This is a genomic window from Lentzea kristufekii (assembly GCF_033949925.1).
In the GTDB taxonomy this organism is placed as follows: Bacteria; Actinomycetota; Actinomycetes; order Mycobacteriales; family Pseudonocardiaceae; genus Lentzea; species Lentzea kristufekii.
The window spans coordinates 410,164-433,297 of record NZ_JAXAVV010000001.1; the positions used below are offsets into that span (position 1 = coordinate 410,164).

At 68.8% G+C, this 23,134-nt stretch carries 27 protein-coding genes; 13 read left to right on the plus strand and 14 right to left on the minus strand.

The window, feature by feature from the left end; translation table 11 throughout:
• Positions 1-10: 10 nt before the first annotated feature.
• The gene (locus tag SK571_RS01990) at positions 11-1,108 is read right to left on the minus strand and encodes an amidohydrolase family protein (protein WP_319982280.1); all 1,098 of its coding nucleotides are present in this window, start codon (positions 1,106-1,108) and stop codon (positions 11-13) included.
• Between the two features lie 12 nt (positions 1,109-1,120).
• Between SK571_RS01990 and SK571_RS01995 the strand changes: the two genes are divergently transcribed.
• Positions 1,121-2,431 (plus strand): type I glutamate--ammonia ligase, encoded by a 1,311-nt coding sequence (locus tag SK571_RS01995; RefSeq protein WP_319982281.1) that lies wholly within the window; start codon positions 1,121-1,123, stop codon positions 2,429-2,431.
• On the opposite strand, the gene shbA is transcribed toward SK571_RS01995, so the two are convergent.
• The 6 genes from shbA to SK571_RS02025 all read right to left on the minus strand — a co-directional run bounded on the left by shbA (position 2,412) and on the right by SK571_RS02025 (position 6,671).
• Entirely contained in the window at positions 2,412-2,903 is a 492-nt protein-coding gene (gene shbA, locus SK571_RS02000) for an RNA polymerase sigma factor ShbA (protein ID WP_319982547.1), read from the minus strand. The genes SK571_RS01995 and shbA overlap by 20 nt on opposite strands.
• A gap of 233 nt (positions 2,904-3,136) precedes the next feature.
• A complete protein-coding gene (locus SK571_RS02005) occupies positions 3,137-3,814 on the minus strand; it encodes a sigma factor-like helix-turn-helix DNA-binding protein (RefSeq protein WP_319982282.1) in 678 nt (225 codons plus the stop codon).
• Between the two features lie 103 nt (positions 3,815-3,917).
• The gene (locus tag SK571_RS02010; protein WP_319982548.1) at positions 3,918-4,484 is read right to left on the minus strand and encodes a sigma-70 family RNA polymerase sigma factor; all 567 of its coding nucleotides are present in this window, start codon (positions 4,482-4,484) and stop codon (positions 3,918-3,920) included.
• An 85-nt stretch (positions 4,485-4,569) separates the two neighbouring features.
• On the minus strand, positions 4,570-5,286 hold the full coding sequence (locus tag SK571_RS02015; protein WP_319982283.1) for a class I SAM-dependent methyltransferase: 717 nt from the start codon (positions 5,284-5,286) through the stop codon (positions 4,570-4,572).
• Positions 5,283-5,852: a sigma-70 family RNA polymerase sigma factor gene (locus SK571_RS02020; RefSeq protein WP_319982284.1), complete on the minus strand. Its 570-nt coding sequence runs from the start codon at positions 5,850-5,852 to the stop codon at positions 5,283-5,285. The genes SK571_RS02015 and SK571_RS02020 overlap by 4 nt, the downstream gene beginning before the upstream one ends.
• A gap of 99 nt (positions 5,853-5,951) precedes the next feature.
• Positions 5,952-6,671, minus strand: a complete 720-nt coding sequence (locus tag SK571_RS02025; RefSeq protein WP_319982285.1) for a class I SAM-dependent methyltransferase — start codon at positions 6,669-6,671, stop codon at positions 5,952-5,954.
• 33 nt (positions 6,672-6,704) lie between these two features.
• Here SK571_RS02025 and SK571_RS02030 point away from each other — a divergent pair, with 33 nt between their 5' ends.
• The 4 genes from SK571_RS02030 to SK571_RS02045 are packed head-to-tail and all read left to right on the plus strand — an operon-like array spanning position 6,705 to position 10,603.
• A complete protein-coding gene (locus SK571_RS02030; RefSeq protein WP_090073930.1) occupies positions 6,705-7,550 on the plus strand; it encodes a ParA family protein in 846 nt (281 codons plus the stop codon).
• Complete coding sequence (locus tag SK571_RS02035) at positions 7,543-8,304, plus strand: Fpg/Nei family DNA glycosylase (RefSeq protein ID WP_319982286.1); 762 nt, start codon at positions 7,543-7,545, stop codon at positions 8,302-8,304. The genes SK571_RS02030 and SK571_RS02035 overlap by 8 nt, the downstream gene beginning before the upstream one ends.
• 32 nt (positions 8,305-8,336) lie before the next feature.
• Complete coding sequence (locus tag SK571_RS02040) at positions 8,337-9,575, plus strand: cytochrome P450 family protein (RefSeq protein WP_319982287.1); 1,239 nt, start codon at positions 8,337-8,339, stop codon at positions 9,573-9,575.
• Positions 9,576-9,625: 50 nt separating this feature from the next.
• Positions 9,626-10,603 (plus strand): quinone-dependent dihydroorotate dehydrogenase, encoded by a 978-nt coding sequence (locus tag SK571_RS02045; protein ID WP_319982288.1) that lies wholly within the window; start codon positions 9,626-9,628, stop codon positions 10,601-10,603.
• A gap of 1 nt (position 10,604) precedes the next feature.
• Here the strand turns inward: SK571_RS02045 and SK571_RS02050 are convergent, their stop codons facing one another.
• The 7 genes from SK571_RS02050 to rimO all read right to left on the minus strand — a co-directional run bounded on the left by SK571_RS02050 (position 10,605) and on the right by rimO (position 17,072).
• Entirely contained in the window at positions 10,605-11,789 is a 1,185-nt protein-coding gene (locus SK571_RS02050) for a uracil-xanthine permease family protein (protein WP_319982289.1), read from the minus strand.
• Between the two features lie 237 nt (positions 11,790-12,026).
• A complete protein-coding gene (gene pspM, locus SK571_RS02055) occupies positions 12,027-12,848 on the minus strand; it encodes a phage shock envelope stress response protein PspM (protein WP_319982290.1) in 822 nt (273 codons plus the stop codon).
• A gap of 34 nt (positions 12,849-12,882) precedes the next feature.
• Complete coding sequence (locus SK571_RS02060; RefSeq protein ID WP_030479505.1) at positions 12,883-13,734, minus strand: PspA/IM30 family protein; 852 nt, start codon at positions 13,732-13,734, stop codon at positions 12,883-12,885.
• A gap of 358 nt (positions 13,735-14,092) precedes the next feature.
• On the minus strand, positions 14,093-14,515 hold the full coding sequence (locus SK571_RS02065) for a helix-turn-helix domain-containing protein (RefSeq protein ID WP_266043321.1): 423 nt from the start codon (positions 14,513-14,515) through the stop codon (positions 14,093-14,095).
• Between the two features lie 108 nt (positions 14,516-14,623).
• Positions 14,624-15,097, minus strand: a complete 474-nt coding sequence (locus tag SK571_RS02070) for a CinA family protein (protein ID WP_319982291.1) — start codon at positions 15,095-15,097, stop codon at positions 14,624-14,626.
• Positions 15,094-15,672: a CDP-diacylglycerol--glycerol-3-phosphate 3-phosphatidyltransferase gene (gene pgsA, locus SK571_RS02075; protein ID WP_319982292.1), complete on the minus strand. Its 579-nt coding sequence runs from the start codon at positions 15,670-15,672 to the stop codon at positions 15,094-15,096. The genes SK571_RS02070 and pgsA overlap by 4 nt, the downstream gene beginning before the upstream one ends.
• Complete coding sequence (gene rimO / locus SK571_RS02080; protein ID WP_319982293.1) at positions 15,669-17,072, minus strand: 30S ribosomal protein S12 methylthiotransferase RimO; 1,404 nt, start codon at positions 17,070-17,072, stop codon at positions 15,669-15,671. The genes pgsA and rimO overlap by 4 nt, the downstream gene beginning before the upstream one ends.
• A gap of 64 nt (positions 17,073-17,136) precedes the next feature.
• Between rimO and SK571_RS02085 the strand changes: the two genes are divergently transcribed.
• The 8 genes from SK571_RS02085 to SK571_RS02120 all read left to right on the plus strand — a co-directional run bounded on the left by SK571_RS02085 (position 17,137) and on the right by SK571_RS02120 (position 23,113).
• Positions 17,137-17,637, plus strand: a complete 501-nt coding sequence (locus tag SK571_RS02085; RefSeq protein WP_266043317.1) for an amino-acid N-acetyltransferase — start codon at positions 17,137-17,139, stop codon at positions 17,635-17,637.
• A 62-nt stretch (positions 17,638-17,699) separates the two neighbouring features.
• A complete protein-coding gene (locus tag SK571_RS02090) occupies positions 17,700-18,551 on the plus strand; it encodes a MerR family transcriptional regulator (protein WP_319982294.1) in 852 nt (283 codons plus the stop codon).
• Positions 18,535-19,326, plus strand: a complete 792-nt coding sequence (locus SK571_RS02095) for a hypothetical protein (RefSeq protein ID WP_319982295.1) — start codon at positions 18,535-18,537, stop codon at positions 19,324-19,326. Before SK571_RS02090 ends, SK571_RS02095 begins: the two co-directional genes overlap by 17 nt.
• Before the next feature lie 94 nt (positions 19,327-19,420).
• On the plus strand, positions 19,421-19,831 hold the full coding sequence (locus SK571_RS02100; RefSeq protein ID WP_319982296.1) for a hypothetical protein: 411 nt from the start codon (positions 19,421-19,423) through the stop codon (positions 19,829-19,831).
• Complete coding sequence (locus SK571_RS02105) at positions 19,828-20,982, plus strand: YcaO-like family protein (RefSeq protein ID WP_319982297.1); 1,155 nt, start codon at positions 19,828-19,830, stop codon at positions 20,980-20,982. Before SK571_RS02100 ends, SK571_RS02105 begins: the two co-directional genes overlap by 4 nt.
• 5 nt (positions 20,983-20,987) lie before the next feature.
• Positions 20,988-21,641 (plus strand): nitroreductase family protein, encoded by a 654-nt coding sequence (locus SK571_RS02110; RefSeq protein ID WP_319982298.1) that lies wholly within the window; start codon positions 20,988-20,990, stop codon positions 21,639-21,641.
• 83 nt (positions 21,642-21,724) lie between these two features.
• On the plus strand, positions 21,725-22,195 hold the full coding sequence (locus SK571_RS02115) for a phospholipase (protein WP_319982299.1): 471 nt from the start codon (positions 21,725-21,727) through the stop codon (positions 22,193-22,195).
• 93 nt (positions 22,196-22,288) lie between these two features.
• Entirely contained in the window at positions 22,289-23,113 is an 825-nt protein-coding gene (locus SK571_RS02120) for a YwqG family protein (protein WP_319982300.1), read from the plus strand.
• Positions 23,114-23,134 lie beyond the last annotated feature (21 nt).

Sequence of the window (23,134 nt, forward strand, 5' to 3'; positions counted from 1 at the left end):
GACGCAAATCCTACAGTTTGTAGATTCGCGAGGCGTTCTCCGACGCGATGAGCCGTGCGATGCGATGCGCGTCGTCGTCCGCGAACGCATCACTGCGCAACCCATCAGCCAGGAAGTCCGACAACGCGCGCCGGAACATCAACGCGCCGAGGTAGTACAACTCGGGCAGAGCGAAGGCATCAGAGGAGAACAGGAACTTCCCGTACGGCACGATCTCCAACGCCTCAGCGAACACCCGCGACGCCTGATGCCCCAGCCCGTGCGTCGCCAGCCCGAGGTCGCAGAACACGTGCGGGAACACCTGCGCGAGGTACCCGGCCTGCCGGTGGAACGGGTAGCTGTGCAGCAGCAGCACCGGAACACCAAGAGCAGCGGTCGCCCTCAGGAACGGCGTCAGCAACGACGGATCGCACTGGTGCAGATCGAGGTCCGAGTCGCCGTACCCCACGTGGAACTGCAACGGCAGCCCGGCGTCCAACGCCTCCCAAGCCAGCCAGGTGATCACCACGGGGTCCTCCAGCCGCCCGCCGGACCACGCCGCCACCGCGCGCTCCACCTCCGCGTCAGCAGGCCGCACGCCAGGAAGACCGAGCCCGATCCGGTACGCCGCAACGGACTTCGCCCCCACCGCCGACGACGAGGCGAGCCCCGAGCGAACAAGATCAACGAACTCGGAGGGCGAAACCGAAGGCCTCAAAGTCTCCGCCAGCACCTCCAGCCGCACGATCTCGTGCGCCACACCCCCGCCCAGCCCGGCCAGCTCGGCGGCCGACAACAGCCGGTCGGGCTGGAACCCGCCGTCCACCAGGAACGTGTGGATCCCGGACGCCATCAGGAACGTGCGCGACACCTCGGCGATGTGCAACGAGTTCCGCCGTTCGAGGTACTCGTCGGCGGACGCGTGCCGAGGCAGGTCCAGCAACGGCGCACACCAGCGCCGCACCGCGAACCCGAGGGCCGAGTCGAAGAACGACCCGCCCAGCGGGGAGACCGCATCGGCCTCCAACAACAACGACTCGAACTCCGGGCGAGCGCTGTCGGTGCGCAGCACACCATGGCAGTGGTGATCTATCAGCCCGAGTTCGGCGACGAACGGCAAGATGCCCATAACCTTAGGATCGTGGACTCTGCGGAACGGGACCAGCGGTTCGATCGGGCGACGGAACTCTTCGACGGGCTCAACGCGCGAGACGTCAGCGTCGTGGCGCTCACCTGGGTCGACAACAGCGGCATCCTCCGCACCAAGTCCGTTCCCCTGCGCAGACTGGCCCACGCGGCGGCGCACGGCGTGGGCGCGTCACCGGTGTTCGACGTCTTCCTGTTCGACGACTTCATCATCCAGGGCCGGTTCGCCGGCGGCCCGGTCGGTGACCTGCGCCTGCACCCAGACCTCGATCGCCTCACCGTGCTCGCGGGCCAGCCGGGCTGGGCCTGGGCCCCCGCCGACCGCCACTTCCAGAGCGGTGTCCCCTACCCGATGGACCAGCGCCTGCAGGCCCGCAAGGCCGTCCAGAACCTCGCCGACGCGGGCCTCACCGCCCAGGCGGGCTTCGAGATCGAGTGGTGCCTGGGCAAGACCGGGACCGACGACTGGGTCCCCGCGACCAGTGGATCCGCGTACGGCCACGCCCGCCAGGTCGAGCTGTCCGACTACTGCGTCGACCTCCTCGACGCCCTGGACCAGCAGGACGTCGAGGTCCTCCAGTTCCACCCCGAGTACGCCGCCGGCCAGTTCGAGGTCTCCACCGCGCCGGAGGACCTCGTGGCCGCGGCGGACACCGCGGTGCTCGTCAAGGAGACCATCCGCGCCGTCACGATCCGGCACGGAATGCGCCCGTCGTTCTCCCCCAAGGTCGTCAACGGCGGCGTCGGCAACGGCGGCCACCTGCACCTCAGCCTCTGGCGCGACGGCACGAACCTCTTCGACGGCTTCCAGGACGAGGCGAAGCAGTTCAGCGCGGGCATCCTCAACCACCTCCGCGCGTTGTGCGCGATCGGCGCACCTTCTCTCGCGAGCTACCTCAGGCTCGTGCCGAACACGTGGGCCGCACCGTTCGTGGCGTGGGGCGAGGAGAACCGCGAAACGGCGCTACGCCTGATCCGGGACAACCTGGAGATCAAGTGCTTCGACCTGACCGCGAACCCGTACCTCGTCGTCGCGGGTGTGGTCGCGGCCGGCCTGGACGGCATCGCCACGCAGGCCGCGCTGCCCGAAGGTCTCAACGTCGACCCGGCACTGCTCGCCGACGTCCCGCGCCTGCCCACGTCGCTCCGGGAAGCCGTCGACGAGTTCGAGAAGGACGCCGTGCTCACCGCGGCGTTCGGGCAGGAGCTCGCCGGCACGATCGCCGACGTGCGGCGCGGCGAGATGGAGCGGTACAAGGACGCGAGCCCGCAGGGCATCGCCAACGTCACTCGCTGGCGCTATTGAGCTCCTTGCGCAACCGCGACAGCGCCCGGTGCTGGGCCACCCGGACCGCACCCGGCGTCGATCCGACCGCCTCGGCCGTCTCCTCCGCCGACAACCCCACCATCACGCGCAGCACGACGATCTCGCGCTGCTTCTCGGGCAGCACGCGCAGAAGCGTCGCCATCTGATCCGAGAGCTCTCCTTGCATCGCGCGCTGCTCAGGCCCGGCCGCGGTGTCCATCGACTCCGGGAGTTCGGGCACGGCCTCGGCGCGGTTGCGCGAGAAGCTGCGGAACGAGTCCGCCACCTTGTGCGCCGCGATCCCGTAGACGAACGCCAGGAACGGACGCCCCTGGTCGCGATACGACGGCAACGAGGTCAGCACGGCCAGGCACACGTCCTGCGCCACGTCGTCCGCCGACGCGAACGATCCAACGCGCGCACGGCAGTACCGCACGATCAACGGCCGGATGGTGCCGAGCAGCCGTTCGATGGCGGCACGGTCACCGGTGACAGCGCGCGCGACATGCTCGTCCGCGGTCTGCGGGCGGCTCGAGTAGTAGGAGGGCGCCGGCGGGTCGACCGGCTCCTGAGCGCCACCGGCGGTCCGCTCGACCAACGCGTCGAGGGTCCCCCTGGAAGCGGAGACCGGCCCACCCACGGACGAGCCCTGAACGGCTTCCGCGGGCACCTTGCGGTGCAGGCCGGGTGTGAACTCCACGCAGATCACCGTTCCTCTTCTGGACGCCGGCGCACCGCGAGTCGCGCCCGCCGGATCCGTCCTTCGACCGCGCGCGGGGTGAGTCGCATCAACTCACCGATCTCCGCATGCGAATAGCCCTGGTCATGAAGGAAGAGCAACCGCTTGCTGTCCTCGCTCAGCGTGGCGAACGCGGCGTTCGCCGCCGCCTGCTCGATGACCGCGTCCTCGGGTGTCCCCTCGGCCACGACATTTTCGAGCGAAGCCAGCGTCTCCACGAGCCGTACGTCCTGCCAGCCGTGTGCATGCGTCTGCCAGCGGCGGTACACGTTCGGGAACGCGAGCACGCAGGCGTTGACGAAGTACTCGTTCAACGGCTGCCCGTGCTCGACCGACCACTCCCGGCCGAGCAGACCCCGCTCCCGGAAGTAGACGAACCCCTCGTACACCGCGTCGCTCGCCATTTCCTCGGCCTCCTGCCGCGAGATTTCCTGCTGGCGCAGGTAGCGGCCTTGCCGCCCGCAGCGGGAGAAGATGGCGCCGGACCACACGAGCTTCGTAACGATCGTGAGTCCGTGCCCGAGAAGCTGACGGTGGAACTGGTCCCAGCGAGGCCCGGACAGCCCTGACTCGCGAAAGTGCTGGACCAGCACCCCGTCGATGCGCAGCCGGTCGGCGGCAAGCGCTGAGTCCGAACTTCCCATGCCCCCTGGTCCCTATGTCGGCGTCTTCCTGCCCTCTAGGTATGTCGTTTGGGTGCGTCCACCCCACGCACTCGCCACGACTCGTAACAAACGCAAACGATTGTCACCCGATCGGGACAGCCAATGACGCGATCTCCTTGCGAAGGCGACCGATCGCCCGGTGCTGTGCGACACGAACCGCACCCGGCGTCGACCCCACGGCTTCCGCCGTTTCCTCCGCGGACAGACCCACCACGACGCGCAGCACGAGAATCTCGCGCTGCTTGGCCGGCAGGACGTGCAGCAGCCGGCCGAGTGTGCCGTTCAGCTCGTCCTGGAGGACGAACTCCTCCGGTCCGACACCCCGCACGGCTTGATCCGGCACCTCGGCCACCGGCTCCGCTCGGTTACGAGCCAGCGCGCGATGAGCGTCGGCGACCTTGTGCGCGGCGATGCCGTAGACGAACGCGAGGAACGGTCTACCTTGCTCCCGATACTTCGGAAGGGCCGTCAGCACGGCCAGGCAGACCTCCTGCGCGACGTCGTCCGCAGTTGTCGCGGAGCGACCGACACGCGCGCGACAGTACTTCACCACCAGCGGTCGCAGGTAGCGAAGTAGCTGGTCAGTGGCCCTGCGCTCGCCTTGCACGGCCAGGCTGACCAGTTCTGCGGATAAAGCCGAACTCTCCATTCGAAGCGTCCCCTCGTCGACGTCCCGTGGAGGAGACGTGCGACGCGTCACTCCTTATGCGGAAAGTAGGGAGAAACTTCAAACGTCACCCGTTTGCAGCAACGAACAGCGGTTGGTAATAGGCGTGGAGCGACCACTCCACGTAACCGAAACCCGCGCGTTCCGCCAATTCGGTGATTTCATGACGAGTAACCGCCCAATACCGTGCCTTGCCCACCACGACGCGCCACGAGTCGGTTTCGTGGAGCCGGAACATCTCCAGTTCGTACCGATCGCCGTCCCAATGCCAGAGCTGGAACCACACGACGCGGCCTGGCCCGACGGACGGAGGAGTCGACAACGGCCGCTCGTTCCGGATCGCGTCGTAGTCGCGCGTCGAGAGGATGAGCCGGCCTCCGGGACGGAGCACACGCCGCATCTCCCGCAGCGCCGCCAGGACTTCGTGAGCAGTCAGCAAATGGGGTAACGCGTTGTCCGCCGCGAGCACGACGTCGAATGAGGCATCCGCGAACGGCAGCGAACGCATGTCAGCAGCGAACACGGGCAACGTGACCCCACGTGCAGAGGCCTCCACAACGGCCCGAGAAGCCGCCTTGGGACTCAGATCGGCGCCCACGACCTCATAACCGCGCAGAGCCAGACCGATCGCCTGCGTGCCGATGCCGCACGCACAGTCGAGAACGCGCGCGCCCGCCGGGATGAACTCCGCGAGCTGCGACGCCTGCCGGGCCATCGACGCGTCCCAGTCCGGGAACATCAGGTCGTACGTCCCGGACAGGTCGTCGTAGAAGGCACCGGTCAAATCAACTCCTCGACCCCCACGGACGTGCGGAGCTTGGCCAGCGCACGGTGCTGAGCCACCCTCACGGCTCCAGGCGTCGAACCGATCGCTTCGGCCGTCTCCTCCGCCGTCAGCCCGACCACCACGCGCAGCAGCAGGATCTCGCGCTGCTTGTGCGGCAGGCCTCGCAGCAACTGACCGAGCCGCGCCGAGAGCGAACCGAGCAGCGCGTTCTCCTCGGGGTCGACGGCCGGCGACGGACCGTCCGGCACCTCGGCGACGGGCTCGGACCGGTTGCGCGCCGAGACCCGGTGCGCGTCCGCGACCTTGTGCGCGGCGATGCCGTAGACGAACGCCAGGAACGGTCTCCCCTGTTCGCGATAGGTGGGCAGCGCCGTGAGCACCGCCAGGCAGACCTCCTGCGCCACGTCGTCCGCCGACGCGTACGCCCTTTCGTTGCGACCGACGCGCGCACGGCAGTACCGCGCCACGAGCGGGCGCACGGAGGCCAGCAGCCGTTCGACGGCGTGCCGGTCACCCGCAACGGCCTCGTTGACCAATGAGGCCAGCAGGTCGGAACTTTCCATCGCGTTGGTCCCTACGTCGGCAGCGAAGACATTATCTTTCGCCGCCGAGTTGTTTGGGACCACTCATCAGTGTCATAAAAGTCCCGATTGCAAAGGGTTTCAAGACGTGCGGCGGGCGAGCACGTGCAGGCGGGCGGCGACGTCCCGGAGCGGGGACCGCGTGGCGGCGGCCAGTTCCAGCTCGGCGAGCGCGTCGGCGGCACCCGGATTCGCGTCCAGCACCACGCCGGGCACGAGATCAGAAACTACCCCGTGGCCTTGCAGGATCTCCACGGACAGACCGGCTTCGAGGACGAGTTTCTCGAGTCCGGCGACGTCGAACCGGCGCTGCAACGGGTCGCGCGTGCCCGCGAGCTGCCCCGCGTCGTCGTCCAGCAGTCTCCGCGCGTCGACGATGCGACCCGCGATCGCGCGGTGCAGGATCGCCGCGAACCGGTTCGCGACCAGCACCGACACCGCGCCGCCGGGCGCCACCGCGGCGGCCAGCGAGGCGAGCGCGGCGGGCGCGTCGTCCACGACCTCCAGCAGCCCGTGCGCCAGCACCAGATCGGCCTCACCGGCGGGGACGCCCAACGAGTCCGTGTCGCCCTGGACTGCGTTGATGGTCACACCGGCTTCGCGCGCACGGGTGTTCAGCGTGGCCAGTGCGTTCGGCGAAGGCTCCACGACCGTGACCGCGCATCCCGCTGCGGCTAGGGGAACGGCCCAGACACCGCTGCCACCACCAACGTCGAGCACACGGGGGTGTTCTCCACCCCTGCGCTCGCGTGCGGCGGCCAATTCGGCGTCGAGCACCCTCTGTACGGCGTCCGGTCGCATGTCCAACAGAGTAGGAGACCCTAGAGTAGGTCTGTGCATACGGTGTCCGTGCTCAGCCTCAAGGGAGGCGTCGGCAAGACGACGGTGGTGCTCGGCCTGGCCTCTGCCGCTCTCCGCCGTGGTGTCCGCACTCTGGTGATCGATCTTGATCCCCAGTGCAACGCCACGTCGACGCTCGAGCCAGAGGAGTCCAAGGCCAGCATCTACGACGTCCTGCAGGACCCGTCCGAGGAGAACCTGGAAGAGGCCATCCGCCCGAGCAGGTGGGGTGACGGCATCGACGTGCTGTCCGGGTCCGAGGACGCCGAGCTGCTCAACCACCCCGATCCGAACGAGTCGCGGCTGCACCGCCTGAAAGACGCGCTGCGCACGTTGCGGGACATGTACGACGAGTTCCCGTACCACCTCGTGCTGCTCGACTGCCCGCCGTCGCTGGGCCAGCTGACCCGCTCGGCGCTGGTGGCGGCCGACCGCGCGTTGCTGGTCACGGAGCCGACGATGTTCGCGGTGGCGGGTGTGCAGCGGGCGTTCGAGGCGGTGCAGAACGAGCGGGAGAGCAACAACGCCGACCTGCAGCCGCTGGGTGTCGTCGTGAACCGCGTGCGGCCGCGTTCGCACGAGCACCAGTTCCGCATCGAAGAGCTGAGGGACATCTTCGGCCCGTTGGTGATGCCGGTGGCGTTGCCGGACCGTCTCGCCGTGCAGCAGGCACAGGGCGCGTGCATGCCGATCCACGAGTGGGGTACTCCCGGCGCACGTGAGGTCGCGCTGGCGTTCAACCTGCTGCTCGCCCGCATCCAGCGCATCTCGCGGAGCCGGCGCCGGGCCGTGCACCACGACTTCGACGACGACGAGATCCAGGAAGCGGTGGATGCCTGAAGGGGACACGGTCTTCCTGGCCGGTCATCGCATGCACGAGGCGCTGGCCGGGAAGACGCTGCGACGCGGGGAACTGCGTCATCCCCGGCTGGCCGCGCTGGACCTGACCGGTCTGGACGTGCTCGGCGTGCGCACGTACGGCAAGCACATGTTCACCCGGTTCTCCGACGGCAACAGCCTGCGCAGCCACTTCCGCATGGACGGCTCGTGGCACCTCTACCGGCCCGGCGAGCGCTGGCGCCGTCCCGCGCACCAGGCCCGCGCGGTGTTCGAGGTGGACGACCGGCAGGCCATCGGATTCGCCTTGCACGACCTGGAGTTCCTGCCGACCACCGAGGAGGATCGGCTCATCTCCCACCTCGGACCTGATCTTCTGTCAGCCGAGTTCGACGCCGCTGAGGCCGTTCAGCGGTTGACCGCCGATCCTTCCCGGGCGATCGGGCTCGCATTGTTGGATCAGCGGGTCATGGCCGGCGTCGGCAATCTCTACCGCGCGGAAGTCTGTTTCCTGTTGCGCGCTCTGCCGACCGCCCCGGTGTCATCTGTGGACGCCTCACGTGCGGTTGCGTTGTCACGCAAGCTGCTGCAGGCCAACCAGTGGCGGCCCGAACAGAGCACCACCGGCGACCTGCGCGTGCAGCACTACGTTTTCGAGCGGACCGGCAAACCCTGTTTGCGTTGCGGCACAAGAGTCCGATCGGACGAGATCGACGGCAGATTTGTGTACTTCTGCCCAAAATGCCAATCAGATTGAACCGAGACGCTCTTCCAGCCGTGTGCCCCAATATGGCGGTCAATCTGGATGCGTTGCGCCCCGGCTTCACCGACGACCCGTACGCGGTGCTGAAGAGCCTGCGCGACGCAGGTCCCGTGCACCGGGTCGAGACCTTCGGCGTGCCGATGTGGCTCGTGACCCGCTACCCCGACGTCCGCGCCGCGCTGGACAACCCGCTGCTGTCCTCGCACGGCTCCGCGCTCGCCGAACCCCTGCGCGGCCATCCGCACTTCGCGTCGTGGTGGTTCGGCGACCTGTCGGACCACATGATGAACAGCGACGGCCCCGACCACACCAGGCTGCGCCGCGCGGTGTCGAGCCAGCTCACGCCGCGCCGCATCGCCGCGCTGCGTCCCCGGATCGAACAGGTCGCCGCCTCCCTGGCCGAGCGGTTCGCGGACTCCGGCCGCTGCGACCTGATCGCGGACTTCGCCGCGCCGCTGCCCATCACCGTGATCATGGAACTGCTCGGTGTCCCCGCCGTCGACCAGGAGAACTTCCGCTACTGGGCGGACGTCGTCACCGGGCTCGCCGACGGTGACGCGACCTCGGCCCGCGAGGAGACCTCCGGCTACCTGCGCGACCTCGTCACGCACAAGCGGACCTCCGGCGACGACGACCTGATCGGCGGCCTGGCCCGCGCGACCGGCGAGGCCGCGCTGTCCGACAGCGAACTGGCCTCGCTGGCGTTCCTGCTGCTCGTGGCCGGTTACACCACCGCTGTGGACCTCGTGGGCAACGGTGCGCTGGCGTTGCTGCGCCACCCCGAACAGCTCGAACTGCTGCAGCGCTCGTCGTCACTGCTGCCGGGCGCCATCGAGGAGTTCCTGCGGTTCGACGGGCCGACCTCGCACCTGCTGCGGTTCGCGACGCAGCCGCTGACGATCGGCGGCGCGCAGATCCAGGCGGGCGACGTCGTGCTGCTGTCGCTGGCCTCCGCCGAGCACGACGGCAACCGGTACCCGCGGGCCGACCAGCTCAACATCGAGCGGGCGGACCGCCAGCACCTCGCGTTCGGGCACGGCATCCACTTCTGCCTGGGCGCGCCGCTGGCCCGGCTGGAGGGCGAGGTGGCGTTCCGGACGCTGCTGGGGCGGTGCGCCGGGCTGGCCCTGGACACCTCGCAGCCGCTGTCCTGGCGCGTGTCGCTGGGGAGCCGCGGCCTGCGAGGACTGCCGGTGACGTTCCTGACCAAGCCCACGATGCCGCTGGACGAGCAGGCGACGATCAAGGTGCCGAAGCCGCTCTAGGTACCAGAGGGGCGTGCGCCCGCCCTGAGCTGGCGTTATAGGGTGAGCACGTGGTTTACAAGCAGGTGGTTCGCAGGGCGTTGTTCGGGATGCACGGCGGCGACGCGGAGCGGGTCCACGAGACCACGCTCGACGTCATGGCGCGGCTGAGCCCGCTGGCGAGGTTCGCCCGCAACCAGAACAACCCCCGCACCGTGTTCGGCGTCCGCTTCCCGAACCCCGTGGGGCTCGCGGCGGGCCTCGACAAGGACGGGCGGGCGCTGCCGGCGTGGGGTGCGCTCGGCTTCGGGTTCGTCGAGGTCGGCACCGTCACGTGGCACGCGCAGCCGGGCAACCCCAAGCCCCGGCTGTTCCGGCTCCGCGAGGACGAGGCGATCATCAACCGGATGGGCTTCAACAACGCGGGTGCGCAAGCGCTTGCCGCGAAGCTCGACAGGACGCCGCTCAAGGCACCGCTGGGCATCAGCCTCGGCAAGTCCAAGATCACGCCGGTCGAGGACGCCGTGCAGGACTACCTGAACTCGCTGAACGCGCTGAAGAACCATGGCGACTACTACGCGATCAACGTGAGCTCGCCCAACACGCCCGGTCTGCGCAGCCTGCAGGACAAGGGCGCGCTCACCGAACTCGTCGCGGCCCTGACCGCGGCGACGGACAAGCCGATGCTGGTCAAGATCGCGCCGGACCTCACCGAGGACGCCATCGCCGAGGTCATCCAGGTGTGCGTCGACAACGGCATCAAGGGCCTCATCGCCACGAACACCACCCTCAGCCGTGAGGGCCTCACGAGTGCGCACAGGAGCGAGACCGGCGGGCTCAGCGGCAAGCCGCTCACCCAGCGCGCGAACAACGTGGTCCGGTTCATCACGAAGAACAGCGACCTGCCGGTCATCGGTGTCGGCGGCATCGCGTCCGCCGACGACGCCAAGCGCATGATCGACGCCGGCGCGAGCCTCGTGCAGATCTACACCGGGTTCATCTACGAAGGCCCTGGACTCGTGTCGAGGATCAACCGGGCGCTGAAGTGACTCAGGTGTGGCGCGCGGCCCTGAGCCAGCGCATCACGGGGTGCAGGATCACGACGAGCAGCGAACCCCACACCATGCCGCCCATCTCCAGGTCGCCGATCTCGATGGTGAGGTCGCCGACGCCGGCCACCAGCGCCGCACCGCCGACCATCGCGTTCGCCGGGTTCGCCAGGTCGACGCCGCGGTCCATCCAGATCCGCACGCCGACCAGCACGATCAGGCCGTAGAGGACGAGCGTGCAGCCCCCGAGCACGCCCGGCGGGATGGTGCCGAACAGCGCGATGGCCTTCGGGGAGAACGCCAGCAGCGTGGCGAACACACCGGCGAACGCGAACGCCGCCGTCGTGTAGACGCGGGTCACGGCCATGACGCCGATGTTCTCGGAGTACGTCGTGGTCCCGGCGCCTCCGCCGAGGCCGGACAACGCGGTCGACAGGCCGTTCGCGATGATCGCGTCGCCCGCGCTGCCGTCGAGGTTGCGGCCGGTCAGGGCCGCGACCGCCTTCACGTGTCCGACGACCTCGGCCACCAGCACGATCACGACGGGCAGCATCAGCAGCACCACGGACGGCCGCAGCTCGGGCTGGTAGAGCTTCGGCAGGCCCACCCACGCCGCGTCTCGCAGCGCGGCGAGCCGTTCCGACGACACGGCGCCGAACGCCAGGCCGCCCATCCAGATCGCGACGAAGCCGATCAGGATCGAGAACCGGAACACCAGGCCGCGACCCAGCACGCCGGCCAGCAGGATCACCAGCGTGGTCAGACCGGCGAGCAGGGGCTGCTCGCTGAAGTTCGAGGTGGCCTGGCGCGAGAGGTTCAGGCCGATGAGGATCACGACGGCACCGGTGACGACCGGCGGCATGACCGACTCCAGCAGCCGCACACCGAGCGCCTTGACCGCGATGCCGACGACGATCACCAGCAGGCCCGCGGCGACGACACCGCCGAGCTGCGCCGCGATGCCCTGTTCGCGTGCGGCCACCAGCGGGGCCACGAAGGCGAAGGACGAACCGAGGTAGCTCGGCACGCGGTTCTTGGTGATGACGAGGAAGAGCAGTGTGCCGAGGCCGGAGAACAGCAGGGTGGTGGCGACGGGAAGACCGGTGGCGGTGGGAACGATCACCGTCGCGCCGAACATGGCGACCAGGTGCTGCACTCCGAACCCGATGGTGAGCGGCCAGCTCACCCTCTCCTGGGGTGCGACGGTTTCACTGTCGGTGATCCGACCGTCCCCGTGCACGGTCCACAACGCCAACGCACTGCCTCCCGGCAATTCAGCCGGACTTCCCGCAGACCGGCCCCGGAATCCTGCCACGCCATGTAGCGGCTACGGCTAGATAACGGTCCGATAATCACACGATTGCCCTAAGGATCTCCAGAGAGAACCGCCGAATAGGCGCAGGCAACTACAGAAAGTTACTTTTTAGTGCGCTGAATAGCCTGAGACGTCGCGCATCGCGGACGCGAGACCGGCCATGTGGTCCGTGGCGTCGTCCAACACCTCGCGCGGGTCCTGGAACTGCGTGCTCGCCGCCAGCGCATGGCCCGCGGCCGCCACCAACGCACAGTAGCGGTCCACGCCGTCGGCCAGTTGGATCCTGAGCACCCGCACGCCCTCGACCAACGCCGCGCGCTCCAGGTGCGGTGCGGTGTCGCGAGCCCGTTCGACGGCCTGGAGCTGTGCCGACACCGCGCGGATGGCCGCCGAGGCCTCCTGGGCGGTCTGCCGGGCGTGCTGGACGGACTCGGTCGGCATCGACGTGAGCGCGGGCGAGTCGAGCTGCACGAGCAGCTGGTTCATCGTGTCCTCGGCACCGTGGAGCTTCTCCATCGGCACGCGCGCGGACGACACGTGCGCGGGCAGCGGCGGCCTGGGCGGTGGCGGCGGAGAGAGCTCCAGCCGCACCTTGTCCGCCTTGAGCTCACGCAGCTTGAAGCCGCTGCGCACGGCGAGGACGGAAGGCACCGCCGCGCCGATCGCCCCGGTGACGGCGGCCCACGTGCCGAGCACACCGGTGAAGCCCAGCACGGCGAGCGTGCCGAGGATCGAGATCACGATGAGCCAGAACGTGAGGACGGCGTTCGTGCGCTTGCGCTTGCGTTCGAGCTTCGCGCGTGGGTCGTTCCACTTCTGCATCCGGTAGCGCGCCTGCTCGGCCAGCGGGTGGCCCTGGAGCGACGCACCCAACTCGTTGACGACCTTGCGGACGATCTCGTTGTTGGGACGGTTTCTCCAGGGCTCCATGATCACCTGCTGACTCCTCCTGCCCCTGCGCCCATCAGTTCTGGGCGGGCGGGACCTGCTGCTGCGTGGTCTTCTGCTCTGACTGGACGCGCTGCGCGATCTCGGCCTGGATCTGCGCGGCGGCGCTGTTGCCCGCGGTCACCTGCTGCGGCGTGTTCGCCTGACCGCCGTGCATCGAGGCGCGGATCTGCTCCAGACGCGACGAGCCGGCCAGCTGGGTGGTCGAGGCCTGCACCTCGAGCATCCGGCCCTGCACGGAGTTCTGGGCGAGCTCGGCGGACCCGAGGGCCGTCGAGTAGCGCTTCTCGATCTTGTCGCGAACCTCTTCCAGCGACGGTACGTTGCCCGGCGCGGCGAGTTCGCTCATCTGGTTCAGCGACGCGGAGACCTGCTCCTGCATCTTGGCCTGCTCCAGCTGGCTGAGGAGCTTGGTGCGCTCGGCCAGCCTCTGCTGCAGCATCATCGCGTTGCGCTCGACCGCCTGCTTGGCCTGCGCGGCGGCCTGCAACGACTGGTCGTGCAGCGTCTTGAGGTCCTCGATGCCCTGCTCGGCGGTGACGAGCTGGGTGGCGAAACCCTGCGCGGCGTTCTCGAACTGAGTCGCCTTCTGCTCATCGCCCTTCGAGCGCGCCTCGTCGGCGAGCACGAGCGCCTGACGCGCGGAGGCCTGCAGCTTCTCCACATCGCCCAGCTGGCGGTTCAGCTTCATCTCCAGCTGACGCTGGTTGCCGATGACGGCCGCAGCCTGCTGCGAGAGGGCCTGGTGCTGCCGCTGCGCCTCCTCGATGGCCTGCTGGATCTGCACCTTCGGGTCAGCGTGCTCGTCGATCTTCGACGAGAACGACGCCATCAGGTACTTCCAGAACTTAACGAACGGACTGGCCATCTCCTACGCCTGCCTTCTCGGTGCCGGTGTTGGATCCATCGTCTCAATTGTTCGTCGGCGTATCCACCGACATGGGGAGATATCCGGGAACACCCTGACCCACCCCGGGACTTAGGAGTACACGCCTGACGACGTGCCAATCCTGCCCGCACCCGCGCCCGGAGACGCGGTGACCCAGCGTGCCGATGCCAAGCCGTTGCCTGCCGTCCAGCACGCTGCCGTCGTTGTCAGTTGAACGTCCGAGGACGCAATCTTGTTGCACACCGTCACGTGGCGGGGGCCACAGACGGCTGGGATCACCCGAATGCAGGCGACCCCGCTCGCCATCGGGCGAGCGGGGTCGGCTGAGTACACGGGGTTATGCCGCGACGACTGCTTTGGGAGTCTCGCCGATCTTGCTCGTGAGCCTGTGACTGAGCATGGGCTGCAGCCGCAGGTCGGACAGGTCGTCCGACAGCGTGGACGGCAGCACACGGCCACCCTCCAGCTTGCCCCGCTCCGTTCGCCCGTCCGGGACGGTGTCGGGCACCGTGTCCGGCGTCTGCTGGACGGCGCCGATGTCGGAGGCGACGTGGTGCAGCAACTCGGACAGGGGCAGTTCCAACGCGTCACAGATGGCCGCGAGGAGTTCGCTGGACGCCTCTTTGCGGCCGCGCTCCACCTCGGACAGGTACCCCAGGCTCACGCGGGCGGTCCGAGAGACCTCGCGCAGCGTGCGGCGTTGGTTGGTGCGGGCATGGCGAAGTCGATCACCGATCGCCTCGCGTAGCAGCACGGTCATCGCGCGCCTCCTTCCGGCCGGCCGTGTCCCTACGTTACCGATCGACACCGACAACGGGCACTGACTTCCGAACACGTCCGCCAAGGGCGAACGAACGCGGAGTCATCATTAGTTCCCGTCCTCGGTCATCAGCAGGTGATCCGACAGCAGGACCAGGGCTTTTTCCACGGCACCGGAACGGACCGCTCTGCGGTCGCCACTCACCGTGATTGTCCGCACTGTGGACACTCCAGGCCCGCTCAAGCCGATGTGGACCGTCCCCGGAGCGACACCGTCCTGCGGATCGGGGCCGGCGACTCCGGTGAGCCCGATCCCCCAGTCCGAACGGCACCGCTTCCGGGCACCCTCGGCCAGTTGGACCGCGACGTCGGGGTGCACGGCACCGTGCTCGTCGAGCAACTGCTGATCCACGCCCGCGAGCTCGTGCTTGAGCTCGGTGGCGTAGACGATCAACCCACCGCGGACCACGGCACTCGCCCCCGGTGTGTCGACGATCGTCGCGCACAGCAGACCCGCGGTGAGCGACTCGGCCGTGGCGACGGTCTGGTTCCTCGCTTTGAGCAGTCCGACGACGTCTGTCACAGCACGGCCCGGCCTGCTCTTGCCTTCATCTTGAACGCCCGGATGACGTAATCGATTCCCGTGACGATGGTGAGCACGAGCGCGACGGCCATGATCGCCCACGCGATGACCTCCAGCACGTCGTTCTGCGGGAGCACGAACAGCCCGATCGCGATGACCTGCGCCAGCGTCTTGGCCTTGCCGCCGCGACTGGCCGGGATGACGCCGTAGCGGATCACCCAGAACCTCAGCAGCGTGATGCCGACCTCGCGCACGGCGATGGTGATCGTGATCCACCACGGCAGCACGTCGAGGATGCTCAGGCCGACCAGAGCGGACCCGGTCAGGGCCTTGTCCGCGATCGGGTCGGCGATCTTGCCGAAGTCGGTGATCAGCCCGTGCTTGCGCGCGAGCGTGCCGTCGATGTGGTCGGTGAAGCTCGCGACGGCGAAGATCCCGAACGCGATGAGGCGCCACGTCGTGTCGAAGCCGCCCGCTTCGAACAGGGAGAACAGGAAGACCGGAACGAGCGCCAGCCGCGCCATCGTGAGGATGTTCGCGACGTTGAGCAGCGGGACCTTCCGGGCTTCCGTCATGTCGGGACTACCTCGACGATCAGGTCCACGCCCTCGGAGTCGACCACGCGGCAACGCACGAAGTCGCCGCGCTTGAGGCCCTCGGCTTCGAGCACGATGCACTCGCCGTCGACCTCGGGCGCCTGGTGCTCGGCCCGGCCGACGCAGTCGCTCTCCTCGTCCTCCTCGTGCTCGATCAGCACGACGACCTCGGTGCCGACCCGGTCCTCGGCGCGCTGGCTCGTCAGCTCCTCGACGAGGTTGCCGATCCGCTGCACGCGCTCCGCGATGGTGTCCGCGTCGAGCTTGCCGTCGAGGTTCTCGGCCTCCGTGCCGTCCTCGTCGGAGTACCCGAAGATGCCGACCGCGTCCAGGCGCGCCTCGGTGAGGAAGCGCTCCAGTTCCTGCAGGTCGGCCTCGGTCTCGCCGGGGAAGCCGACGATGAAGTTGCTGCGGATGCCGGCCTCGGGCGCGTGCTCGCGGATCTGCCACACGAGCTTGAGGAAGCTGTCCGTGTCGCCGAACCGGCGCATGCGCCGCAGCACGTTCTCGCTGGAGTGCTGGAACGACATGTCGAAGTAGTTCGCGACCTTCTCGGTCTTCGCGATCGCGGCCACGAGGCTCGGCTTCGTCTCGGCCGGCTGCAGGTAGCTGACCCGCACCCGCTCGACGCCGGGGATGGACGCCAGCCGCGGGAGGAGCTGTTCGAGGGCGCCCTGGTCGCGGGGCAGGTCCTTGCCGTAGCTCGTGGAGTTCTCGCTGACGAGGAACAGCTCCTTGACGCCGTTCTCGGCGAGCCACATGGCCTCGGAGACGATCTCGTCCGGGAGCCGCGACACGAACGCGCCGCGGAAGCTCGGGATGGCGCAGAAGCTGCACCGCCGGTCACAGCCCGACGCGATCTTCAACGGCGCCACGGGAGCGTCGTCGAGCCGCTTGCGCTGGACCTTGGTCGGCCCCCAGCCGTGGCCGGGGACCTGGACGCCGTCCTTGGCCTCCTGGCGCTTGACCGGCGTGATCGGCAGCAGCGTGCGGCGGTCCACCGGCACGTGCGACTCGACCGGCTTGCCGTGCAGCACGTCCTGCAGGCGCTCGGCCAGGTCGTTGTACTGGTCGAAGCCCAGGACCGCGGCCGCCTCGGGAAGGCTGTCCGCGAGCTCCTTGCCGTAGCGCTCCGCCATGCACCCGACCGCGACGACCTTGGCGCCGGTGTCGGAGGCGGCGAGCAGCGTGTCGACCGAGTCCTTCTTCGCCTGCTCGACGAAGCCGCACGTGTTGACGACGACGACGTCCGCGCCCTCGTCCACCAGCTCCCAGCCGCCCTCGCCGAGGCGCCCGGCGAGTTCTTCGGAGTCGACCTCGTTGCGGGCACAGCCCAGGGTCAGCAGCGACACGCGTCGCGGAGTGGTGGGAGAAGACACGGCGCTCAGAGTAACCGGGTCGGGCTGTCAGACCGGAATCGTGCCCACCTCATACTTGACGGTTGTGACCAGTGGGGTAGTCGTGCGGCGTGCCCGCACCAGTGATGTGCGCGCCATGAAGGCGCTGATCGACGGGTATGCCGGCAAGGTTCTGCTGACCAAACCGCTGGTCACGCTGTACGAGGCGGTCCAGGAGTTCTGGGTGGCCGAGCAGGACGGCGAGCTGCTGGGCTGCGGCGCCCTGCACGTGATGTGGGAGGACCTGGCCGAGATCAGGTCGGTCGCCGTGTCGCCGATGGCGCTCGGCCGCGGCGTGGGGCACCGGATCGTGGCGCAGCTCATCGCCACCGCCAGGGAGCTGCAGCTCGGGCGGATCTTCGTGCTGACGTTCGAGACCAAGTTCTTCAGCAAGCACGGCTTCGTCGAGATCGAGGGCACACCGGTGAGCCCCGAGGTCTACGAGGAGATCATGCGGTCGGTGGACGAGGGCGTCGCCGAGTTCCTCGACCTGAGCTACGTGAAGCCGAACACGCTCGGCAACAGCCGGATGCTCCTGGAGTTGTAACTCTTCGAGTAATCACTCGAAGAGTCTTGACTCGACTAACTGTGAGCGGCCAAGCTCTGACCGTGCCCGAATCGCTCACCATCGACGAGCTCGCCGCCCGGACCGGCCTGCCCAGCAGCACCATTCGCATGTACCAGACGAAGGGTGTGCTGCACGCGCCGAGACGGCAGGGGCGCGTGGCGTACTACGACGCCTCGCACGTCGAGCGGTTGACGTTGGTGCAGCGGTTGCAGCAGCGGGGGTTCTCGCTGCCCGCGATCGCGGAACTGATCTCGGCACGGGAAAAGGGCGAGTCGGTCGCCGCGGTTCTCGGCTTCAGCGAGGCCGAGGGGCCCGACGACTGGGTTCGGATCAAGGTGCGCGACATCAAGCACCTGATTCCGACGGGAGACGTCCAACCGCGACTCCTCCTCCGGGCTATGCGGTTGGGCTTGGTGCGGTGGAAGTACGGCTGGCCGCACACGCGTCGCTGGGCACTCGAAGCGGGCGGCAGGCTTGCCGGCCTCAGGGTGCCCAGCGATGACGTGATGGACAGCTTCACGCGCCTGCGCACGGCGACCGACGCGGTGGCGGCGGACTTCGTGCGGTTGTTCGAACGGCAGTTCTGGCCGGAGCTCGCACGCAAGGCCGGTGACGAGAACCAGCTGGAGAACGTGCGGGCGTTGCTCGTCGAGCTGACGTACACGGCGGAGACCGCGGTGGTGGGGACGCTGCGGGAGTCGATCCGGGACGCGGCCGAGGAGTTCGCGTCACGGCACGGGTTGCTGCCCAGCGACGACTACCAGCCCGCGTGGGCCGAGCAGCCGTTGCCGCCGATCGCCGAGAACCTCATGGACCCGGCGGGGGATCTGCCGAGCGAGCAGGAGATCGAGAACTTCCTGAAACGGGGGGACGAGGATGAGCCTGGTCGCTGATCCCGCCTGGCACGCCCAAGTTCGTGACGAAGGCCTTGTCGTCTACGCGGGAGCCGATCTCGCGTACCTGATTCCAGACCTGCCCAGGGCGGTGGCCGTGGCGCTGGCCGGCCTGTTCGAGCCGGTGTCGAGGGGAGTGGCTCGAACGGTCGACGAGAGCCGGTTGGGGGAACCGGTTCGCCGGCACGTGGCCCAGCTGAGGACCCTGGGCGCTCTCCGCCCGGCAGGGTTGCCCGCCGAGGACGTCAAGCCGATGGGGGTCGGCACGCGCGTCGTCGGGGATGCGCCCGCCGGGCTGGTAGAGCTGTTGCCGCACAACGAGGATCCGGACCTCCTGCTCGTCGTGCGGACGACCGGCACGTTGGTCGACCTGATCGAGGTGGCGCGCGAGACGACGGTCCCGCACCTGTTGCTGGACCTCGCGTACCACCACACCGCCGCCGTCGGGCCCTTCGTGGTGCCCGGTGCCGGCGCGTGCCTGGCGTGCCTCGCGGTGCGGGCGGGGAGGCGGTGGGGGGATCCGCCGCCTCCTCCGCAACCGGCGGCGATGTCCCACGAGTTCCCGATCTCCCTTGCCCTGCAAGCGGTTCAGAACATCCAGAGCGGTTCGCTCGCCCTGCTGGACACGGTCGTGACCGTCAACCTCGACGACTTCACGACGACGCGCGAGAGCGTGCTGCCCGCGGCCGGCTGCGAGATCTGCCCGACGGTCGAGTTCGGGCGCGTGTCACTTCCTTGGGGGAACCTTGAACGCGACGGCAGTACGGTTACCTGACCAGTTCTCACCCGGTGCGGCCGCCGCGAACGCTGCGACGCCCACCTGTTGCTGTTGTTGTTGCTGCTGTGCGGTTTCCTCGGTCGGCGCGGCCGTGCAGATCCCGGCGGCGCTGTACGAGGAGACGAAAGAGCTCTCCCGGCCTCGCAGCCTGCTCGTCCTGCCCGCCGCGATCTTCCCGTTGCTGGTCGTCGTGCTGCCGTTCGCCACGATGGGCGCGGTCTTCGACGTCCACTGGGGCTGGTGGCTCGGCGGCTTCGCGGCGGCGCTCGCCTGGGCCGTCGCCGCGGGGTTCATCGCCCAGTCGCCGAACCCGGTGGGAAGCGTGGTCCGGTTGCTCGGCTGGGCCGTGCTGTGGTGCCTGGAGCCGTTCGTCGTCCTGTTCGCGCTGGGGCCGATCGCCACCATCGGCGAGGCAGCCGCGTGGGTCGTCGGTGTGTTGTACGTCGGCGGGGCGCTGGCGCTCGGGTACTGGCTCTTCCGGCACTACCGGGCCAAGCGGTGAAGACCGTCGCGGAGGCGCTGATCGAGCGCGCGGTCGGCTGGCGGCAGGGCGTGGTGTCGCAGCTGCATCCCGTGCCGCACAGCCTGTCCGATGTGGACGTCGAGGGCTGGGCCGCGGTGCCGGAGCCGTTCGCCACCGGCGGTACGTCCGGCGGCACCAGCAAGGTCGCCGCGATCGCCGAGGCCCTGGAGCGGCACGCCGCCGCACGGGCATCGCTGGAGATCGTCACCGACGGCGAGTGCTGGCCGTTGGAGCACTTCAGCCTGCACACAGTCGAGCAGCGGGTGGCGCCGGGTTACCGCTACCGCAAGGGATACGTCGACACCCCGTACACGCGGGCGTGGACCTTGCCGGGCAACGAACCGATCCGCGTGCCGGCCGGTTTGGTGGGGCTGGATGCCGCGCACGGGCTGCCCGCGACCTCGTCGGGGCTGGCGGCCGGTCCGTCGACGACCAGCGCGTTGCTGCGCGCCGTCCAGGAACTGGTCGAGCGCGACGCGTTCACCACGACGTGGCTGCACTCCATCGCACCGCAGCGGTTCGCCGCCGGCCTGCCGCACGGCGCCCAGGCGTTCGACCTCACGCCCGCCTACAGCCCGCACCCCGTGGTCGCCGTCGCGGGTTCGCTGCCGATCGCCGGCAAGCCGAGGCCCACACTCGGCCTGGCGTGCCGCGCCACGGTCGCCGAGGCCGTGCGGAAGGCCTACGAGGAGTGGGTCCAGGGCACCGTCTTCATCGAGGTGTGGCTCGCGCGCAACGGCGATCAGCCCGTCGAGGACGTCACCGACTTCGACGAGCACGCCGTCTACTACGCCACACACCCGGACGAGTGGGACGCGCTGCCGTGGTTCGCGGGCTTCGAGACCGACCCGCCGCGCGACGCCGAATCCCTTGGCACAGCAGCGGAACTGACCGAGCTCGTGCACGCCCTCGACCGCGCGGACGTCCGGCTCGCCTACCGCGAGCTCACCACGCCGGAACTGTCGGCCGTCGGACTGCACTGCGTCCGCGTCCTGTCCCCCGACCTCGCGCCGCTGCACTCGGACCACCGCTGGCCGCACCTCGCCGGCCGCGCCCGCGAGCTCGGCCGGCGCTACCCGCACGCCTCACCGGGCGTGTTCCCCAATCCCGCACCGCATCCGCTGGGGTGACACCGATGTTCGACGACTTCTGGGCCGCGAGCCGGTACTCGCCACTGCACCAGCGCAGGCTCGGCGACCGGTTGCGGGACTTCCGGCCTCAGCCGGAGCTGATCGACCCGCTGGAGCTGCCCGCGGCACCGGTCCTCCTCCCCCGCCCGCACGACCGCCTGCAGAAGCTGTTCCAGGCACGCAGGAGCACGCGGGAGTTCTCGGACAAGCCGCTGACCGACAAGCAACTCGGCACGGTGCTGGGCGCCTTGTCCGACAACAGCTGTCCGTCCGCGGGCGGCCTCAACCCGTTGCGCTGCTATGCGTTCGTGCACGGCCGAGCGGTCCGCTACGACATCCGCCGCCACGCGCTGCAGGACATCGGCCCGCCGCCGGCGAACCTCGCCGAGATCCTCGGCACGCCGGAGGTGCCACCGCTGACGATCGTCCTGGTGTTGACGGACAAGGAGTCGTTCGAGAAGTACGGCGAACGCGCGGGCCGCTTCGGCCTGATCGAAGCAGGAGCCGCCGCGCAGAGCATCTGCCTCCGTTTGGCGGAGCAGAAACTCGGCGGCTACCTGCTCGGCGGAGTAGCGGACAACGAAATGCTGCACGCGCTGGGCCTGCCCCGCGAACTCCGCGTGGCCACCGCGATCGCGTGCGGGCACATGATCACCTGACGTTCATCAGATCGTGTCTACCGAGGACAGTCGATCACCCGCTACAACTGGCGAGACCCTGCTCACACTCCGAGGAGCTCGCCATGTCGACGAAGACCCTGCGCTCGGCATTCGTGGGTGCCGCCGCCTCCATCGCCCTGATCTTCACGGGCGCCCCGGCTCACGCCGTGGACATCGTCGCGGTGACCGACGACTACCTCTACTCGAAGACCATCAGCCAGTTCACAACACTGCGCGCGCAACAGCCCTACGCCGGTCAGCTCGACTGGTCGTCCGACGGCTGTTCGTACTCGCCGGACAACCCCTTCGGTTTCAAGTTCCTGCCGACCTGCCACCGGCACGACTTCGGCTACCGCAACTACAAGCGGCAGGGCCGGTGGAACGAGACGAACCGCCTGCGCATCGACAACAACTTCAAGTCCGACATGTACCAGCAGTGCGGCTCCAACTGGGCCTGCAAGCGGACCGCCGACCTGTACTACGCGGCGGTGCGCGAGTTCGGCAACACCGCGAGCTCCACGGCGACCAGCATCCAGAACGCCGGCCTGAAGTAGAGCGCCGCTGATTGTCAGACCTCCCGAGTACGTTGAAACGCAGGGGTTCCCGCTCAAGGGGGACCCCTGCGTCAGCTTGGGGGAGCGAGATAAATGAGCATCAAACCGACTGACAACGGCCGTGAAATACCGTGGATCGACGCCTGGGCCCGCCCTGTCGTCCGCCTCCACCCCTCACCGGGCAAGGCCGAGCGCTCGGAGAGCCACCTCGGCGGCCCGATGCTGTGGCCGCACGACGAACCCTGGCCGCACTGCGACGGCGCGGACCACGTCGGCAACTACGACCTCACCGACGACCAGGTCCGCGGCCTGCGCACACCGTTCGCCGGCTGTGCGCAGCTGTACCAGGCCGATTTCCCGGAACTGCCCTTCCCGGACGGCACCGACCTGCTGCAGGTGTTCCTGTGCACGATCGAGCACGAGGACATCTTCGGCCCGGACGCCCGCCTCGTGTGGCGCGCGGCCAGCCAGGTCACCGATCCGCTGGACGACCAGCCCGCCCCGGTCCTGGTGGACCCGAGGTACGTGTTCCGGCCGTGCGTGTTCAACCCGTGCCGTGCCACCCAATACCCGAGGACGTGCGAGCTGCCGCACGAGCTGTTGGACGAGCTGGAATTTCTCAACAACGACGGCGTCGATCCCGCGGGCAACCGCAGTTGGCCGACCTTCGGCGACGCCAGCAAGATCGGCGGCTGGACCCGGTGGTTCGCCGCGGGTCCTGGTGACTCGGAGTGCCCGGAGTGCGGGACCCTCCGCGTCCAGCTTCTCGCGCTGTCAGAGCACGAGGTCGAGTGCACCGAATGCGACCGACCGGAGAGCGCACACATGGGCTGGCAGCTCCTCGGGGGAGGCGGCGCGCTGAACTTCCTGGCGTGCCCGAACGACGTTCATCATCCCGTGCAGCTGCTGCTGGAGTGAGCAAGCCGTTCCCGGACGGTA

Excerpts from the sequence above, each read along its gene's own strand:
- SK571_RS02115 (WP_319982299.1), top strand. The coding sequence starts at position 21,725 with ATGTCGACGAAGACCCTGCGCTCGGCATTCGTGGGTGCCGCCGCCTCC.
- SK571_RS02040 (WP_319982287.1), top strand. The coding sequence starts at position 8,337 with ATGGCGGTCAATCTGGATGCGTTGCGCCCCGGCTTCACCGACGACCCG.
- SK571_RS02005 (WP_319982282.1), bottom strand. The coding sequence starts at position 3,814 with ATGGGAAGTTCGGACTCAGCGCTTGCCGCCGACCGGCTGCGCATCGAC.
- SK571_RS02025 (WP_319982285.1), bottom strand. The coding sequence starts at position 6,671 with ATGCGACCGGACGCCGTACAGAGGGTGCTCGACGCCGAATTGGCCGCC.
- SK571_RS02065 (WP_266043321.1), bottom strand. The coding sequence starts at position 14,515 with ATGACCGTGCTGCTACGCGAGGCGATCGGTGATCGACTTCGCCATGCC.
- SK571_RS02120 (WP_319982300.1), top strand. The coding sequence starts at position 22,289 with ATGAGCATCAAACCGACTGACAACGGCCGTGAAATACCGTGGATCGAC.
- pgsA (WP_319982292.1), bottom strand. The coding sequence starts at position 15,672 with ATGACGGAAGCCCGGAAGGTCCCGCTGCTCAACGTCGCGAACATCCTC.
- SK571_RS02095 (WP_319982295.1), top strand. The coding sequence starts at position 18,535 with ATGAGCCTGGTCGCTGATCCCGCCTGGCACGCCCAAGTTCGTGACGAA.
- SK571_RS02060 (WP_030479505.1), bottom strand. The coding sequence starts at position 13,734 with ATGGCCAGTCCGTTCGTTAAGTTCTGGAAGTACCTGATGGCGTCGTTC.
- SK571_RS02035 (WP_319982286.1), top strand. The coding sequence starts at position 7,543 with ATGCCTGAAGGGGACACGGTCTTCCTGGCCGGTCATCGCATGCACGAG.
- SK571_RS01990 (WP_319982280.1), bottom strand. The coding sequence starts at position 1,108 with ATGGGCATCTTGCCGTTCGTCGCCGAACTCGGGCTGATAGATCACCAC.
- pspM (WP_319982290.1), bottom strand. The coding sequence starts at position 12,848 with ATGGAGCCCTGGAGAAACCGTCCCAACAACGAGATCGTCCGCAAGGTC.
- SK571_RS02010 (WP_319982548.1), bottom strand. The coding sequence starts at position 4,484 with ATGGAGAGTTCGGCTTTATCCGCAGAACTGGTCAGCCTGGCCGTGCAA.
- SK571_RS02110 (WP_319982298.1), top strand. The coding sequence starts at position 20,988 with ATGTTCGACGACTTCTGGGCCGCGAGCCGGTACTCGCCACTGCACCAG.
- SK571_RS02020 (WP_319982284.1), bottom strand. The coding sequence starts at position 5,852 with ATGGAAAGTTCCGACCTGCTGGCCTCATTGGTCAACGAGGCCGTTGCG.